Annotated in this window: 12 protein-coding genes and 2 pseudogenes; 7 read left to right on the plus strand and 7 right to left on the minus strand. The window is 60.4% G+C overall.

Annotated features, from left to right (window positions below):
- Positions 1 to 31: 31 nt before the first annotated feature.
- The 7 genes and pseudogenes from ABRP31_RS26195 to pilG all read right to left on the minus strand — a co-directional run bounded on the left by ABRP31_RS26195 (position 32) and on the right by pilG (position 10,184).
- Positions 32 to 502: a chemotaxis protein CheW gene (locus tag ABRP31_RS26195; RefSeq protein ID WP_349971148.1), complete on the minus strand. Its 471-nt coding sequence runs from the start codon at positions 500 to 502 to the stop codon at positions 32 to 34.
- Positions 495 to 3,743, minus strand: a pseudogene (locus tag ABRP31_RS26200) (Hpt domain-containing protein); the annotation flags it as partial. The gene ABRP31_RS26195 and the pseudogene ABRP31_RS26200, both read right to left, overlap by 8 nt.
- Before the next feature lie 237 nt (positions 3,744 to 3,980).
- Positions 3,981 to 6,494: pseudogene (locus tag ABRP31_RS26205) on the minus strand (Hpt domain-containing protein); the annotation flags it as partial.
- 195 nt (positions 6,495 to 6,689) lie between these two features.
- Complete coding sequence (locus ABRP31_RS26210; protein WP_087265673.1) at positions 6,690 to 8,732, minus strand: methyl-accepting chemotaxis protein; 2,043 nt, start codon at positions 8,730 to 8,732, stop codon at positions 6,690 to 6,692.
- A 73-nt stretch (positions 8,733 to 8,805) separates the two neighbouring features.
- Entirely contained in the window at positions 8,806 to 9,345 is a 540-nt protein-coding gene (locus ABRP31_RS26215) for a chemotaxis protein CheW (RefSeq protein ID WP_087265671.1), read from the minus strand.
- Positions 9,346 to 9,358: 13 nt separating this feature from the next.
- Positions 9,359 to 9,724 carry a twitching motility response regulator PilH gene (gene pilH, locus ABRP31_RS26220; RefSeq protein WP_003316741.1) on the minus strand — a complete coding sequence of 122 codons (366 nt, stop codon included), beginning with the start codon at positions 9,722 to 9,724 and terminating at the stop codon, positions 9,359 to 9,361.
- A 49-nt stretch (positions 9,725 to 9,773) separates the two neighbouring features.
- Complete coding sequence (pilG, locus tag ABRP31_RS26225) at positions 9,774 to 10,184, minus strand: twitching motility response regulator PilG (protein ID WP_027898388.1); 411 nt, start codon at positions 10,182 to 10,184, stop codon at positions 9,774 to 9,776.
- A gap of 259 nt (positions 10,185 to 10,443) precedes the next feature.
- Here pilG and gshB point away from each other — a divergent pair, with 259 nt between their 5' ends.
- The 7 genes from gshB to ABRP31_RS26260 all read left to right on the plus strand — a co-directional run bounded on the left by gshB (position 10,444) and on the right by ABRP31_RS26260 (position 16,477).
- Positions 10,444 to 11,397 carry a glutathione synthase gene (gshB, locus tag ABRP31_RS26230; RefSeq protein ID WP_349971151.1) on the plus strand — a complete coding sequence of 318 codons (954 nt, stop codon included), beginning with the start codon at positions 10,444 to 10,446 and terminating at the stop codon, positions 11,395 to 11,397.
- 182 nt (positions 11,398 to 11,579) lie between these two features.
- The gene (locus ABRP31_RS26235; RefSeq protein ID WP_087265668.1) at positions 11,580 to 12,473 is read left to right on the plus strand and encodes an energy transducer TonB; all 894 of its coding nucleotides are present in this window, start codon (positions 11,580 to 11,582) and stop codon (positions 12,471 to 12,473) included.
- A 76-nt stretch (positions 12,474 to 12,549) separates the two neighbouring features.
- Positions 12,550 to 13,119, plus strand: coding sequence for a YqgE/AlgH family protein (locus tag ABRP31_RS26240; protein WP_087265666.1), 570 nt, complete (start codon positions 12,550 to 12,552; stop codon positions 13,117 to 13,119).
- A complete protein-coding gene (gene ruvX, locus ABRP31_RS26245; RefSeq protein ID WP_087265665.1) occupies positions 13,119 to 13,562 on the plus strand; it encodes a Holliday junction resolvase RuvX in 444 nt (147 codons plus the stop codon). Before ABRP31_RS26240 ends, ruvX begins: the two co-directional genes overlap by 1 nt.
- Before the next feature lie 99 nt (positions 13,563 to 13,661).
- Entirely contained in the window at positions 13,662 to 14,180 is a 519-nt protein-coding gene (gene pyrR / locus ABRP31_RS26250; protein ID WP_349971152.1) for a bifunctional pyr operon transcriptional regulator/uracil phosphoribosyltransferase PyrR, read from the plus strand.
- A gap of 24 nt (positions 14,181 to 14,204) precedes the next feature.
- On the plus strand, positions 14,205 to 15,209 hold the full coding sequence (locus tag ABRP31_RS26255; protein ID WP_027898382.1) for an aspartate carbamoyltransferase catalytic subunit: 1,005 nt from the start codon (positions 14,205 to 14,207) through the stop codon (positions 15,207 to 15,209).
- A complete protein-coding gene (locus ABRP31_RS26260; protein ID WP_349971153.1) occupies positions 15,206 to 16,477 on the plus strand; it encodes a dihydroorotase in 1,272 nt (423 codons plus the stop codon). Before ABRP31_RS26255 ends, ABRP31_RS26260 begins: the two co-directional genes overlap by 4 nt.
- Positions 16,478 to 16,580 lie beyond the last annotated feature (103 nt).

Raw genomic sequence — 16,580 nt, forward strand, 5'->3', positions numbered from 1 at the left:
GCTATCGCTGCCCCGCGGCGCTCGTGAGCTCCTACAGGGAATGCTGTGTCAGGCCAGCATCCACCAACCATTGCTCCAACCCCACCAGATCGGGGATTTTCGCGACGGTCTCGCCGATTTGTACGGCCGCGAGTTCAAGCGCATCGAGGGGGACGTCAACATAGCTGAGCTGGTTGTCGACCTTGCAGGAACGGGGAATGCCTTGAGTCAGCAGGGCGATGAATTTCAGCTCATCACGGCCGCCCAGGGCATTGAGCACGACGATACGTGCACGGCCGCCAACAAGGGTCCGGCCGCCGCATGCGGCTTCGAAACTGAGCAGGGGCAAATTGCGCTGGCGCCAGCTGATCGGACCCAGATACCAATCAGGCGCATCACTGTCGGCGCTGCAATCCTGATAGTCGATCAGCTCTGCCACGGCAACGTTGGGCAGCAGAAGGTTGCGGTCGCTCAGGGGCAGGATCAAGCCGGTCAGTTGCGTGACACTGGCAGCGTTAGGCATTGACCTGACTCCAATAAGCGATGCTTTCGAGCAGCGTCGATTCCTGATACGGCTTGCTCAGGTATTCATTAACGCCCAGCCCCATGGCCCGATCGCGATGCTTCTGGCCGGAGCGGGAGGTGATCATGATGATCGGCAATTCCTTGAGCTGCTCGTCGGCACGAACGTGGCCGAGGACTTCAAAGCCGTCCATGCGCGGCATTTCGATATCCAGCAACATGACGTCCGGTACGCGCTCCTTGAGCAGCAGCATGGCGTCGACCCCGTCTTTGGCCGTCAGTACGTTCATGCCGTGACGTTCCAGCAGGCGACTGGTGACCTTGCGCACCGTGACCGAGTCGTCGACCACCAATACCAGCAGCGGTCGACCCTGCTCCGCGTCGCGCCACACCGGTAGGCTGCGCCCCGCAGCTTGCTCGGCCTGCAAGCGGCCATGCAGCCGACGAATATGCGCCAGCAAATCGAGAATCAGCACCACGCGGCCATCGCCCAGAATGGTCGCACCGGAAATACCCTGCACCCGGGCAAACTGCGGTCCGAGACTTTTGACGACGATTTCCCGCGAACCCGCCAACGCATCAACCTGTACCGCTACCCACTGATCCTGAACATGCACCAGCAATACCGGCAACGGTTGGGTCTGACCTATCAGCGAGGGCGGCTGGCTGTTGTTGAGCAGTTCGCCCAGGTAGCGCAGTTCGTAGACCCGCTCGCCGTATTGATAACGTGGAGGCGTCGACAAGTAGCATTTTTCCAGCTCGCCCGGCATGACTCGCACAATGCCTTCAACGGTATTGAGCGGTACGGCGTACTGCTCTTCGCCGCACTGCACCATCAGTGCCCGATTGACCGACACGGAGAACGGCAGCCGAATACGGAACAGCGCGCCCTGCCCTGACTCCGACTCGATGACCATGGTGCCGCCCAGCAGCTTGACCTCGGCGTGCACTACGTCCATGCCAACGCCACGTCCGGAAATCTGGGTGACGGTTTCGGCCGTGGAGAATCCCGGCTCCAGAATGAACTGCAGTGTTTCGTGATAACCCGGCTGCGCATGAGCCGGGATCATGCCGCGCTTGATCGCTTTTTTGCGCACCGCCTCCAGGTCAACGCCCTTACCGTCGTCACTCATCTCGAAGACGATATCGCCGCCTTCATGCTTGAGGTCCAGCACAATGGTGCCGAATTCGGGCTTACCCTGGGCCAGCCGCTCCTCGGTACTTTCAAGGCCATGATCGATGGCGTTGCGCAGCATGTGCTCCAGCGGCGCGACCATACGCTCAAGCACAGTGCGGTCCATTTCGCCTTCAGCATTGCCGACTTCGAAATGGACTTTTTTGTGCAGCTCGGCGGACACCTGGCGCACGATGCGTTTGAGGCGCGGCACCATGCGTTCGAAAGGCACCATGCGCGTGCGCATCAGGCCTTCCTGCAGTTCGGTGTTGACCCGCGCCTGTTGCAGCAGCAGGGTTTGCGCGTCATTGGCGCGTGCGTCGAGGGTTTCCTTGAGGTCCATCAAGTCAGACGCGGACTCGAACAGGGCGCGGGACAGTTGTTGCAGCTGAGAGTGGCGATCCATTTCCAGCGGGTCGAAATCTTCGTAGCCCAAACGCTCGGCCTGCACCTGCTCGCGGCTGAGGATGCTGCCTTGCGTTTCCATGTCCAGGCGCCGCAACTGATCGCGCATCCGCTCAATCGTAGTGGCCATTTCTGCGAGGGTGCCTTCGGCGTCGATGACCTGTTGTTCGATGCGCCCGCGAAAAATCGATGTCTCGCCAGCCAGATTGACCAGCGTTTCCAGTTCTTGCGCCGGCACCTTGACCATCTCGCTGGCCGCGCGCTCGCCATCGGCATCAGCGGCAGGGCCAGGCTCGGGCATCAGTATGGGCGCTAACGGTTCGAGCATGACCGGCGAGACCGGCAAAGCAGTTGAAAGGTCACCCGAGGCTTGCTTGCGAATGCTCTCGATCAGCAGCGCAGCACCCGGCAACGGCTTGTCGGAGCGCACCGCGTCGAGCATGTCGCCGAGCAAGTCGTGGCCACTTTGCAGCAGGCTCACAGTGATCGGGTCAGGCTTCAGTGTTCCGGCTGACAGACCTTCATACAGCGCCTCCAGCTCGTGAGCCAGATCGCCGATGGGTGCAATTTCGGCCATGCGCGCGCCACCTTTGAGGGTGTGCAGATCGCGCAGCAGGTTTTCCACTTCCAGCAAATTCTCGGGGTCGGCCTGCCACCGTGTCAGCGCTGCGCCGGAGCTTTCGATGAGGTCGAAGCCTTCTTCGAGAAAGATCTCGATTAACTCGTTGTCGCGCTCCGGTGGCGCATCGGCCTGGATTTTGGATTGTGTCGGTTTGGCTTCCGGCTCACCCGTCAATACCGGCGTGGTGCCCAAGCGCAACGCCTGAATGGCATCAATCAGCGCCGTCGGATCACTCAACGCCTGGTGTTTTTGCAGCTGTTCAAGCATCAACGCCAACTGATCGTGGCTCTGAATCAGCAAATCGGCCAATGCCGGAGAATGACTGTAGCGACGGTCGATGAGGCCTTCGTACAGGCTTTCCAGCTCATGCCCCAAATCGCCGACGGGACCGATTTCCGCCATGCGCGCGCCACCTTTGAGGGTGTGCAGGTCACGCTGCAAAGCCGACAGCGGCAGCGGGTTTTCCGGGTCATCGAGCCAGCGTTGCAGAGCCTGCCCGGCGCTGTCGAGGATATCGAAGGCTTCCTCAAGAAAGATCTCGACGATCTCGTCGTCCAGAGTCAGCGGGTCGTCGTGAATAGGCGCATGACTGGCCAGTTTTTCAGTGGCCGCGTTCAGCTCAGTGATACTCAGCGTCTGGCTGCCGTCGCTTTTGATCAAGCCAGTGGCCGAGGGGGCCAGCGCTTGATCAAGCAGGTCTCGCAACGCCTGAATACGTGCCGGACAGGCTTCGACTTCTTGCCCGGCGGCCAGTTGATCGAGCTGACAGATCAACGCTTCGTGAGCCTGCTCGGCCTCATCGAAAAAGCGTTCGCTAACCGCCAGACTGCTTTCTTCCACTGCGCCATAGAGGTCAAGCAGGGCTTCGCAGAGTTCGTCTACTTGCGGCAGATCGGCGAGGTGCGCGCCGTGCCCCAACGTGGTCAGTTCATCCAGCAGCGCAGAGAGTTCTTGCCGCTCGCCAGGATGTTCACGCCAACGCTGCAAGAGGTTTTCCGCGTCCAGCAGAATGTCCATGCCTTCGGCGAGAAAGCGCTCGATCAGTTGTGGATTACGTTTGACCCGCAGGCCATTGTTGGACGCACTCAATACCGCCGCGAGCCGTTCCTGAAGCAAATTCTGGGCGGTTTCGATCAGCGCGGCCGCACCGGGAATCGGCCCCAGCGGATTGCTCGACAATTGCGCCAATCCGGCGAGAAAAAGCGGCTCGGCGCTGCGCAGCAATTCCAGCTCGGCCTGCCCCAGCGCCAGCATGTGCGCCTTGTACTCACGCACCAATTGATCCAGCGGGCTGGTCAGTTCGGCGATTGGCAGCACACCCGCCATGGAGGCGCTGCCTTTGAGGGTGTGCAGCGCACGCAGCAAATCGTCGCTGATGGCGGGCTCGGGATCGTTGGCGCTGCCTTCCAGAAAACGCTTGAGGCTGTCCAGATGACTCAAGGCTTCCTGACGGAAAATTTCCAGCAGTTGCGGGTCGAGTTCGTCGTTTTCGTCTTCGGCTGCGACGTCGAAGGTCAGCAGTCCCTGCCCTCTGGCCAAGGCATGCGCACGGGCAGCGAGGCGGTCGACATCATCACGCTGACGCTGAGCGCCCTGAGCAAAATCCTTGAGGACTGACGGCAGCAGCGCCAGCACTTCGTTGAGCAGTTGCTGAACATGCTCGTCGGGCTTGACGCTGTTTTCCAGTATGCGGTTGAGCAGGTTTTCCACCGCCCATGCCAGCTCGCCAAGGATCAGCGCACGCACCATCCGCCCACTGCCCTTGAGGGTGTGAAAAGCGCGACGCACTTCGGTCAGCGCGGTGGTGTTGCTGCGCGCATCGTTGAGAGAGCCAATCCATTGCGGCAGGTATTCGCGCAAGGCTGCAAGAACTTCCTCGGCTTCCTCGAGAAAGACTTCCAGTAACTCGTCGTCCACCGCTTCTTCATCGGCAGGCGGCGGCAACAGGCTGTCGGGGGTATCAAGCGCGGGCGGGTTTACGCCAGACATCGGACTGGCCAGCACATCGGCAATGGTTTGCGTCGGGCTGACCAATGCATTGCGGGCTTCAAGCTCGAGAATCTCGTCCTGGCTGATGACCTCTTCCAGCACCGGCACGTCGAGGGTATCCGACGCTGGCGTGTAGCCCAGCCGCGCGAGACTTTCCTGTGCCATGTCGAGCACCTGTTCGCCCGGCGCCTCATGGTCTTCGCCCATGCGCTCCAGGTAATACTCGATGCCGGTAATCGTGTCTGCGAGGCTGTCGAGCTGGGTCCAGGCCGGGCGGGTTTCGTCGATCAGCAGGTGTTCAAGAATGTAGTCGTTGCAGGCCGCCAGCAAACTCGCTGCGCGGGCCAGAGGAATCATCGCCAGCGCACCGCGCACTTGCACCAGCAGCGCCGATAAAGGCTCAAGGCGCTGGCGATCCCATTCACCGTCGATGTAATCGATGATCACATCCTTGGCTTGCTGCAACACGACCCGCGCTTCACGGATCACCAGTTGATGGATCTGCGTCAGGTCGGTAGTGGGCAGACGGCTGTCTTCACGATTGGCGGATTGCTCAACCGGGCCAACCATTCCGGCCAGTGTTGCCTCGACATAGAGCAGCGCCCCGGCCACATCCATCAGTGCTGCGTCGCTCGGTTCGCGCTGGCCCTGCGCCAACCCCTGCACCACGGCCAATTGATCGATGATGACTTTACGTGGCTGACCGAAACCCAATACCGCCAGGGTGTCGGCGATCTGCCGCAGCGGGGGTAACAAACTGTTTAGCTCGCTGACCGACTTTCGATCACCGCGCACGAACACATCGAGGCGTTCTTTGACCCGCACCAGCTCTTCACACAAGGCGCTGATCACCGAGCGCATCGCGTCGCGGTCGGGCCCAAGGCTCGTCCGCTGCTGGCTGGGCGGCGTGGTGTCGGGCAGCGCTTCGTCCAGACCGTATTGGTCCTTCAGGTCCACCATTCGCGGCGCCTGGCTGTCGGACTTGGCAATGTAGAACAACAGGCTTTTGAGCAGCTCGTCCGGCGCAGGCTGATTGATGCCGACGATGCCTTGCTCCAACAAACGTTTGAGTTCTTTGTCGGCATCCTTGAACAGGCTGCGCAATGCCGGGCTGTTGGTGAAATTGCCATTGAGCATGGTTTCCACCAGCGCCGAGGCAATCTGCCAAAGCGGCCCCAGTGGCGCGTTATCGCACAGCTGTTCGAGGCGCGCGAAGACCTTGCCCATGTAGCCAAGCTGAGTCTGCACGTCCTGTTCACGTAACAGGCCGACCAGTGCGGTTTGTAGGGTCTGGCGTAATTTGCGCAACAGCGCGGCCAGCTCGGGGCTGTCCCGTTGCGCGAGAGTTTGCGCATCCAGCGGCGCAACACTGACCAGTTGCGGCGCGAACAGGCTGGTTTCCGAGAGAAGGCTTTCACCCCGAGCGCTGCGCAAGTCGTTGAGCAACGGCAAGACCACCAGCGGCAAATCGCGCCGGGCAGAATGAATGCGGTCCAGATAGGCAGGCAGTTGCGTCAGGGCCTGGGTCAGCAATTGCTGCGCCTCGGCACGTTCCGCCACGCGATCCTGCTGCAAGGCGAGCGCCAGTTGCTCGACTTCTTCGGCCAGCAACGCTGCGCCGTAGAACTCGATCATTTGCAGGCTGCCGTGCACCTGATGCACGCAATCCAGACACTCGTCCATCGCGGCCGTATGACCGGGATCGGCAATGTATGTATCGAGGGCGTGGCGGGCCTGCTTGAGGGTTTCGGCGATTTCGCCTTTTACCCACTCCAGCGCCACATAGTCGTGCCGATCAGCCATGACGACTCCAATACCCAGCTTGATTGCTTATACCGAAGTTGAACCCGAACCTGTAGGAGCTCACCGAGGTTACGAGGCCAGCTATAGCGGTTTGTCTGACACTCCGCCATCGCTGGCCTCGTAACCTCGGTGAGCTCCTACAGATCATGTATTTCAAGGCTCCATGAGCGTGCGGAGCTATACATTTCGTGCTCATCACCCGCGATCCTTCGACGACGGCAAGGTGAAGCCCGACACCGAGCGGCGCATCGCGCTGGCCATCTTCGCCAGGTTACCCATGCTGCGCGCCGTGGCTGCGGTGCCCGAGGTGGTCTGCGAGGTGGTTTGCTGAATAACGGTCATGGTCTGGGAAATCTGCAGCCCCAGTTCGGATTGCTGCTGAGCAGCATTGGTGATGCTCTGGATCAGTGCCGCGAGGACTTTCGACACGCCTTCGATCTCTTCCAGCGCCACCCCGGCATCCTGCGCCAGCCGCGCACCGCGCACGACTTCGGTGGTGGTTTGCTCCATGGAGATCACCGCTTCGTTAGTGTCGTTCTGAATCGCTCGCACCAGGGTTTCGATCTGCTTGGTTGCGGAGGAAGAACGCTCGGCCAGACGCTGCACTTCGTCGGCCACCACTGCAAAGCCGCGTCCGGCATCACCGGCCATCGACGCCTGAATCGCAGCGTTCAACGCGAGGATGTTGGTCTGATCGGCGATGTCGTCAATCAGGCTGACGATATCGCCAATCTCTTGAGACGACTCGCCAAGACGCTTGATCCGTTTGGACGTGTCCTGGATCTGCTCGCGAATGTTGTCCATTCCATTGATGGTGTTGTGCACCACCTCGTTACCTTTGTTGGCAATGGCGACTGAACGCTCGGCCACCGACCAGGACTCATGGGCGTTAGCCGACACAAGGTCAATGGAGCCCGTCATGCGGTTGATCGCGTTGGACGCGGCAGCAATCTGCAACGCCTGATGCTCCGACGCCGCAGCCAGTTGCGTGGCAGTGCCCTGAGTGTCCTTGACCGCGCCGAACACTTGCTCGGCGGTGAGGTTGATGGTCGCCACCAACTCGCGCAGCTGGTCGATGGAATAGTTGATGGAGTCAGCGATCGCGCCAGTGAAGTCTTCGGTCACCGACGCGGCCACGGTCAAATCGCCGTCCGCCAGGTTTTCGATTTCATCGAGCAGACGCATGATCGCGTTCTGGTTGCGTTCACTTTTCTCGGCGGTCTCGCGAAGCTGGCGGTTGGTTTCGCGCACCATGACCAGGCCAATCAGGATGATCGACATCAAGGCCAGCAAGCCCAACACGTATCCGCCGATGGTGTTCGACGAGCGCGCATTGGCCAGATGCTCAAGCCGGTTGGCGAGCACCGAGGTTTCGTCGAGCAGGGTTTGCGACGTGTTGAAAATGTTGCCTGCGGACTCGCGCACCTCGAACAGCTCAGGCGAAGTCTCGAGAATCTCATCTACAGAGCCGGACACGAACTGGAACAACTCGGCGATCTCTGCCAAACGCGCCCGGGCGTCCGGGTCGTCAACCTGAGCGACGCGCATGTTCACGTTGCCGTCGAGCATGCCGCTGAGCACCCGGCCGAACTGGCTGGCGTCGCGACCGAAGGCGTCGGCAGCCTGAACAGCGGTGTCATCACCCGCCAGCACTTTGTTGACCGAACCGAGAATCCGTTCAGCCAGCAGCGACTGCCGCTGGGCGACCGCCACCTGGCTGGCAGGCGCGCGGTTTTGCAGCAGGATATCGACGACTTTTTCGTACTCGACCTGTAATTGCGGAATGGTTTCGGCCAGGGTCGCGGCCACTTGATGCAACGACAGGACGGTCTGCTCGTTGGCCAGAATCACGTCCGTACTTCTACGCAGGGCTTCCCAGTCGGTCTGCACCGTCTGCAACTCGTCGCGCACGCCTTGAGGCGCTGGCGGCAAGCCCGTGGCTTTATCGCCCTTGCGCAAGTAACCCCAGCGCATGTCGAAATCGTTGCGGGCATCGGCAAGCAATTTGAAGGCTTGCGGCTTACCCGCAGCGGCCTCGGTGGCGTTCTTGGCAATGCGCTGGGACAACACGCGCAGCTCGCCAGCGTGACCGATGTATTGCTTGTCGTAAGTCGATTGCGTGTTGAGGTAAGCAAAATTGACGAACAGCAATATGATGAAAATGATCAGCGCGACGAACAGCACGACGATTTGCGAGCGGCTGCGTAGGCCTTCCAAGGATCTGCCTGTCTTACTCATGTCCCACCTGGACCGAATGCGATGTTTATCGCGCAAGCAAAAAAGGCCAGCGTCGCTGGCCTGCCCAATACGTTTACAGCGCTACGTCCATGAAGCCCGGCGACTGCGCCAGCGCCCACGGGCTGAACACCAGCCAGGCCTGATCACGCAGAAACTGACCGCGAATGAACGGTGTGATGTCGTCATCCATGTCAGCCACTTCCCGGGGCATCAGGCTGACCTGACTGAAATGCTGCAGGCCGAGAACTTCATCAACCAGCAAACCGGCGAATACATCATGGTGCTCAACGACCAGCACCCGCCGCTCTTTACGCAGGGGCGACAGGTCATGACCGAAAAAGCTGCACAGATCCATGATGGGCAACAGCTTGCCACGCAGATTGGCCACGCCCCGGACCCAAGGCTTTACGCCGGGCAGCGCTGCATAGCGTGGCTCGTGAAGGATTTCGCTGACTTCGCCCATGGGCGCCACGTAGCAACGCTCGCCCATGCGAAAACCGATACCGCTCCAGTCCTGCTGACGGGTTTCCTGAAACGGCAGGCCCGCCGCCAGTGCTCGACAGCGTTGGTCGATGTCGAACAGCAGCTGGAAAGCGGTTTGAGACTCAGCCATGACGAACCGGCGGTCAGCCGGCGAGTACCGCGTTCAGGGTTTTCATCAGGGTTTCTTCGTCCACCGGCTTGGTCAGGTAATCACGCGCACCTTGGCGCTTGCCCCAGACCTTGTCGGTTTCCTGATCCTTGGTGGTGATCATGATCACCGGGATCATGCTGGTGTCCGCATCCTTGGTCAGCTGGCGGGTGGCCTGAAAACCGTTGAGGCCTGGCATGACGATGTCCATCAACACAGCATCGGGCTTTTCCTGGCGTGCCAGGGCAACGCCGTCGGCACCGTTTTCGGCCTTGAGGACTTCATGACCGTGCTTTTCCAGCATGCCGGTCAATTTGTACATTTCAGTCGGCGAGTCATCGACGATCAGAATTCGAGCCATGGTGTTCCCCATAAGGATGAATGCCCGCAGCCCTTGTGGGCAGCAGGCGTCACGAAACTTGTTGTTCTACCGCAACGAACCCCGGCACGTGGGCCTTGATCGCGCTGAGCAGTTCTTCCTTGCTAAACGGTTTGGTCAAAAACTGATCGGAGCCGACAATTCGTCCCTTGGCCTTGTCGAACAGGCCATCCTTGGACGAGAGCATGATCACCGGCGTCGATTTGAACGCCCGGTTGTTCTTGATCAGCGCGCAGGTCTGATAGCCATCCAGACGCGGCATCATGATGTCGACAAAGATGATCCGCGGATGATTATCGGCGATCTTGGCCAGCGCATCGAACCCGTCGATTGCCGTGATGACCTCACACCCGACGTTCCTCAGCAGCGTTTCGGCTGTGCGACGAATCGTCTTTGAATCATCGATGACCATGACTTTCAGTGCTGATGAATGCTGTTCCATATCTGCTCTTCCATCGCCGTGGCGTGATTATGCGTGTTCAGCCCGGCACGGGAGCCTGATCGTACTGCCAGCTCCTGATTTACAGGGGCTGAAGGCCAAATGCCAAATTCAGGCGCCGAGCCTTTTTAGCACACTCTCCAGACTCAATCCATAAAGGCGGCCGCCACGTGCTTGCCTCTTGACCCGGAGCAAGCGGAGCGCCACCCTGACGCCTATTTCAAGGCCGACGCGGCCGTTATCGATCAGAGGAAATTTGCCCATGAGCGTTCGCCTAGGGATTGTCATGGACCCGATTGAGCGCATCTCCTATAAAAAGGACAGCTCACTGGCCATGCTGCTTGCCGCTCAAGAACGCGGCTGGTCGCTGTTCTACATAGAGCAGCAGGACCTGTATCAGAACGCTGGCCAGGCCCGCGCTCGCATGAAACCGCTGAAAGTTTTCGCCGACCCGGCCAAGTGGTTCGAATTCGGTACCGAAGTGGACAGCGGCCTGGACGATCTGGACGTGATCCTGATGCGCAAGGATCCGCCGTTCGACATGGAGTTCGTCTACGCCACTTACTTGCTGGAACAAGCCGAGCGCGCTGGCGTACTGATCGTCAACAAGCCGCAGAGCCTGCGCGACTGCAACGAGAAGCTGTTTGCCACCCAGTTCCCACACCTGACGCCGCCGACGCTGGTCAGCCGTCGTGCCGACATCCTGCGTGAGTTTGCTGCCGAGCACGGCGATGTAATCCTCAAGCCGCTGGACGGCATGGGCGGCGCGTCGATCTTCCGCCATCGCGTGGGTGATCCGAATCTGTCGGTGATTCTCGAAACCCTGACCGCACACGGCACCCAGCAAATCATGGCGCAAGGTTATCTGCCTGCCATCAAGGACGGCGACAAACGCATCCTGATGGTCGACGGCGAACCGGTCCCGTATTGCCTGGCGCGCATTCCGGCAGCTGGCGAAACGCGTGGCAACCTGGCTGCAGGCGGTCGTGGCGAAGCGCGTCCGCTGACCGAAAAAGATCGCTACATCGCTGAGCAAATCGGCCCAACCTTGCGCGAAAAAGGCCTGATCTTCGTCGGTCTGGATGTGATCGGTGAGCATCTGACCGAAATCAACGTCACCAGCCCGACCTGCATCCGTGAAATCGACAATGCATTCGGCACTAACATTGGCGGGATGCTGATGGATGTGATCGAGAAGAAGCTGAACGCTCGATAAATCTGCGGGAGCGCAATTCTCTGTAGGAGTGAGCTTGCTCGCGATTCGATTTTCACAGGCGATCAAGTCATCGACTGATCTGACGCTATCGCGAGCAAGCTCACTCCTACAGGGTTCGCGCCCGGTCTTGAGTTATGATGCGCGGCCCGAAGAATTCCGCCCCAAGAGACGCTAAACCGCTGATGACTGCTGTCGATCTCCCATACGAACTTACCCAATCAGGCGTGCGCCCGGCGGATCGTCTGGGCTTTACCCTGTTGATTGCGGCGTTGATTCACGTGGCGATCATCCTTGGTGTGGGCTTCACCTACGTCAAACCTGAACAGATCAGCCAGACTCTGGAAATCACCCTCGCCACCTTCAAAAGCGAAACCAAGCCCAAACAGGCTGACTTTCTGGCTCAAGACAATCAGGAAGGCAGCGGCACCCTGGACAAGGCGGAAATCCCCAAGACCACTGAGCTTGCGCCGTTTCAGGACACCAAAATCAACAAAGTGACCCCGCCTCCGGCCGCCAAGCCTGTGCAAAAGCAGGAATCGTCGAAAACCGTGGTCGCCACCAAGGCCAAGACCCCGGAAAAGACTGTTGCCAAACGTGAAGAGGTCAAACCTGATCCAACGCCCAAGGCCGCACCAGAATTCGACAGCTCGCAACTGAGCAGCGAAATCGCCAGCCTCGAAGCCGAGCTTTCCAATGAGCAACAGCTGTACGCCAAGCGGCCGAAGATTCATCGCCTCAATGCCGCGTCGACCATGCGCGACAAAGGCGCTTGGTACAAAGATGACTGGCGCAAAAAGGTCGAGCGTGTCGGCAACCTGAATTACCCGGAAGAAGCCCGCCGCCAACAGATTTACGGCAATTTACGCCTGATGGTCTCGATCAATCGCGACGGCTCGCTGTATGAAGTGCTGGTGCTGGAGTCCTCCGGGCAACCGTTGCTGGATCAGGCTGCGCAGCGAATCGTGCGATTGGCGGCTCCATTTGCACCGTTCACCGGCGATCTGGCTGACATTGACCGGCTTGAAATCATCCGGACCTGGAAATTCGCCCGGGGCGACAAGCTTTCCAGTAACTGACGGCTCCTTCACAAACCTGCAGGCCTGTCAGAACTGCCAGTTGTCAGGCCCGCCGCGCAGCGCCACACTAGGGCTCATGAAAAACGTATCTGTGAGTTATCTCAAGCATCAATTCCTGATCGCCATGCCGCACATGGTGGACCCGAACTTTGCGCAGACGCTGACTTATATCGTCGAGCACAACGCCAATGGAGCCATGGGGCTGGTCATCAACCGACCGCAAAGCCTGACGCTGGCGGATGTCCTTGAGCAATTGCGCCCCGAGCTCCCCGCTCCGGTGCGCTGCCAGGACATACAGATCCACACCGGCGGCCCGGTTCAAACCGATCGCGGTTTCGTGCTTCACCCCAGAGGGCAGATCTTTCAAGCGACCGTCGAACTCGGCGACCTGGCGCTCTCTACCTCGCAGGACGTGTTGTTCTCCATCGCAGACGGCTACGGGCCTGATCAAAATGTGATCACCCTCGGTTACGCCGGATGGGATGCAGGCCAACTGGAAGCTGAAATGGCTGCCAACGCCTGGCTGACCTGCCCGTTCGACCCAGCCATCCTCTTTGAAGTGGACAGTGACCAGCGCCTGAACGCCGCTGCTGCGCGCCTTGGCGTTAATTTGAGCTTGCTCACTAGTCAGGCAGGCCACGCCTGATGGCCGCACTGCGTTTACTGCTGGGTTTCGATTACGGCACCAAACAGATCGGCGTTGCGGTGGGCCAGGTGATTACCGGCCAGGCGCGCGATCTCTGCACCCTGAAAGCCCAGCAAGGCGTTCCGGACTGGAGCCAGATCGAAGCGCTGATTCGCGAATGGAAACCCGACGCCATTATCGTCGGCCTGCCGCTGAACATGGACGGCACGCCCAGCGACATGAGCGTCAAGGCGGAGAAGTTTTCCCGGCGGATCAACGGTCGCTTCAACATCCCGGTTTATACCCATGACGAACGCCTGACGACTTTCGAAGCCAAGGGCGAGCGCATGAGCCGCGGCGGTCAGCGCGGCAGCAGCTACAAAGACAACCCGGTCGATGCCATCGCCGCCATGCTCTTGTTGCAGGGCTGGATGGATGCAAACGCCGAGCTGTTCAGTGCCTGACACATTTAGCCTGTACAAGGCTTGGCGTTAACAATCTGAATTTTCGTTTCCGCCTGAGCCAGGCCTTGCCCCGGCTCGGGTACTTTCAGGAGCAACTTCATGAACCTGCCGAACCCCGCCGAACTGATTCGTCAGATGGCCACTGACCTGAACGCGCACCTCAACAAGCGCGGCGTCAGCGAACCTCGCTTCATCGGCATTCGCACTGGCGGCGTGTGGGTCGCGCAGGAACTGCTCAAAACCCTGGGCCGCGAAGAGCCGCTGGGCACGCTGGACGTTTCGTTCTACCGGGACGATTTCAGCCAGAACGGCCTGCACCCACAAGTGCGCCCTTCCGAGCTGCCATTCGAAATCGAAGGTCAGCATCTGGTGCTGATTGATGACGTCCTGATGAGTGGCCGGACGATTCGCGCCGCCCTCAACGAGTTGTTCGACTACGGCCGCCCGGCCAGCGTGACGCTGGTGTGCCTGCTGGACCTGGACGCTGGCGAACTGCCGATCAGCCCTGATGTGGTTGGCGCGACGTTGACGCTGGCTGCCAACGAGCGGGTCAAGCTGAGCGGCCCTGCCCCGCTGGCCCTCGACATTCAAGACCTGTCCACCGCCTCCGCCCTTTAACCGCCCTTGAAAGAGTCCTTTGCGATGACGCCCCTCGACGCCAAGCGCCCGCTGCAGCTCAACCATCAAGGTCAGCTGCGCCATTTCCTGTCCCTCGATGGCTTGCCTCGCGAGCTGCTCACTGAAATTCTCGACACCGCTGACTCCTTTCTGGAAGTCGGTGCCCGGGCGGTGAAAAAAGTCCCGCTGCTGCGCGGCAAGACCGTGTGCAACGTGTTCTTCGAGAACTCCACGCGCACCCGCACCACCTTTGAACTGGCGGCACAGCGGCTGTCGGCGGACGTGATCACCCTCAACGTGTCCACGTCCTCGACCAGCAAGGGCGAGACGCTGTTCGACACCCTGCGCAATCTGGAAGCCATGGCTGCCGACATGTTCGTCGTGCGCCACGGTGACTCGGGCGCGGCGCACTTCATTGCCGAGCATGTGTGCCCGGAAGTGGCGATCATCAATGGCGGCGACGGCCGTCACGCGCACCCGACCCAAGGCATGCTCGACATGCTGACGATTCGTCGCCACAAAGGCGGCTTCGAAAATCTGTCTGTGGCCATCGTCGGCGACATCCTGCACTCGCGGGTGGCACGCTCGAACATGATCGCCCTCAAAGCGCTGGGCTGCCCTGACATCCGCGTGATCGGGCCGAAAACCTTGTTGCCGGTTGGCGTCGAGCAATACGGCGTGAAGGTCTATACCGACCTCAACGAAGGCCTCAAAGACGTCGACGTCGTGATCATGCTGCGCCTGCAACGCGAACGCATGCAGGGCGGCCTGCTGCCGAGCGAGGGCGAGTTCTACCGCCTGTTCGGCCTGACCACCGCACGTTTGGCGGGCGCCAAGCCAGACTGCATCGTCATGCACCCCGGCCCGATCAACCGCGGCGTTGAAATCGAATCGGCAGTGGCCGACGGCGCGCATTCGGTAATCCTCAATCAAGTGACCTACGGCATCGCCGTGCGCATGGCTGTGCTGTCCATGGCCATGAGCGGCCAGACCGCGCAACGACAATTCGAACAGGAGAACGCCCAGTGAAGCTCAGCATCCTCGGCGCTCGCGTCATCGACCCCAAAAGTGGTCTGGACCAAATTACAGACTTGCACCTGGAAGCCTGCAAGGTGCTCGCGATCGGCGAAGCGCCAGCGGGTTTCGAGCCGGTACAAACCATCGACGCCACCGGACTGATCGCCGCGCCCGGCTTGGTTGACCTCAACGTTGCGCTGCGTGAACCGGGTTACAGCCGCAAAGGCACGATCGCCAGCGAAACCCGCGCCGCCGCAGCCGGTGGCGTGACCAGTCTGTGCTGCCCGCCGCGCACCAAACCGATTCTGGATACCTCGGCGGTCGCTGAGCTGATCCTGGACCGCGCCCGCGAAGCCGGGCACAGCAAGGTGTTCCCGATTGGTGCACTCAGCAAAGGCCTGGAAGGCGAGCAACTGGCCGAACTGGTTGCGTTGCGCGACGTGGGCTGCGTGGCCTTCGGCAACGGTCTGGAGAGCTTTCGCAACACCCGCACCCTGTGCCGCGCGCTGGAATACGCTGCAACGTTCGACCTGACGGTGATTTTCAATTCTCAGGACCGTGATCTGGCCGAAGGTGGCCTGGCTCACGAAGGCCCGACCGCCAGCTTCCTTGGCCTGGCAGGCATTCCTGAAACCGCTGAAACCGTGGCATTGGCCCGCGACCTGTTGCTGGTTGAGCAAAGCGGTGTACGCGCACACTTCAGCCAATTGACCAGTGCTCGCGGCGCGGCACTGATCGCGCAGGCACAGGCCCGTGGCTTGAAGGTCACGGCTGACGTGGCGCTGTATCAATTGATCCTGACCGACGAAGCGCTAATCGACTTCTCCAGCCTATATCACGTGCAACCACCACTGCGCACCCGCGCGGACCGTGACGGCCTGCGTGAAGCGGTCAAATCCGGCGTGATCAGCGCGATCTCCAGCCATCACCAGCCGCACGAGCGCGACGCCAAGCTGGCACCATTCGGCGCGACCGAACCGGGCATCAGCAGCGTTGAATTGCTGCTGCCACTGGCGATGACACTGGTTGAAGATGGCCTTCTGGATCTGCCAACCCTGCTCGCCCGCCTGAGCAGCGGCCCGGCAGCAGCATTGCGCCTGCCTGCTGGACAACTGAGCGCAGGCTCACCCGCCGACATCGTGCTGTTTGACCCTGCCGCCTCAACGGTTGCCGGTGAGAAGTGGCTGTCCAAAGGCGAAAACTGCCCGTTCCTCGGTCATTGCTTGCCGGGTGCCGTGCGTTACACGCTCGTGGATGGGCGGATTACGCACACCGGTTGAGGCTCACGGTAGGAGCAAACTTGTTCGCGAAGCAGTGTGTCAGGCGCATTGCTTCGCGAACACGTTCGCTCCTACCGGTGACCGCGAACCGCTGTGGGAGCAC

This window comes from Pseudomonas caspiana (assembly GCF_040224095.2).
GTDB lineage: Bacteria > Pseudomonadota > Gammaproteobacteria > Pseudomonadales > Pseudomonadaceae > Aquipseudomonas > Aquipseudomonas caspiana.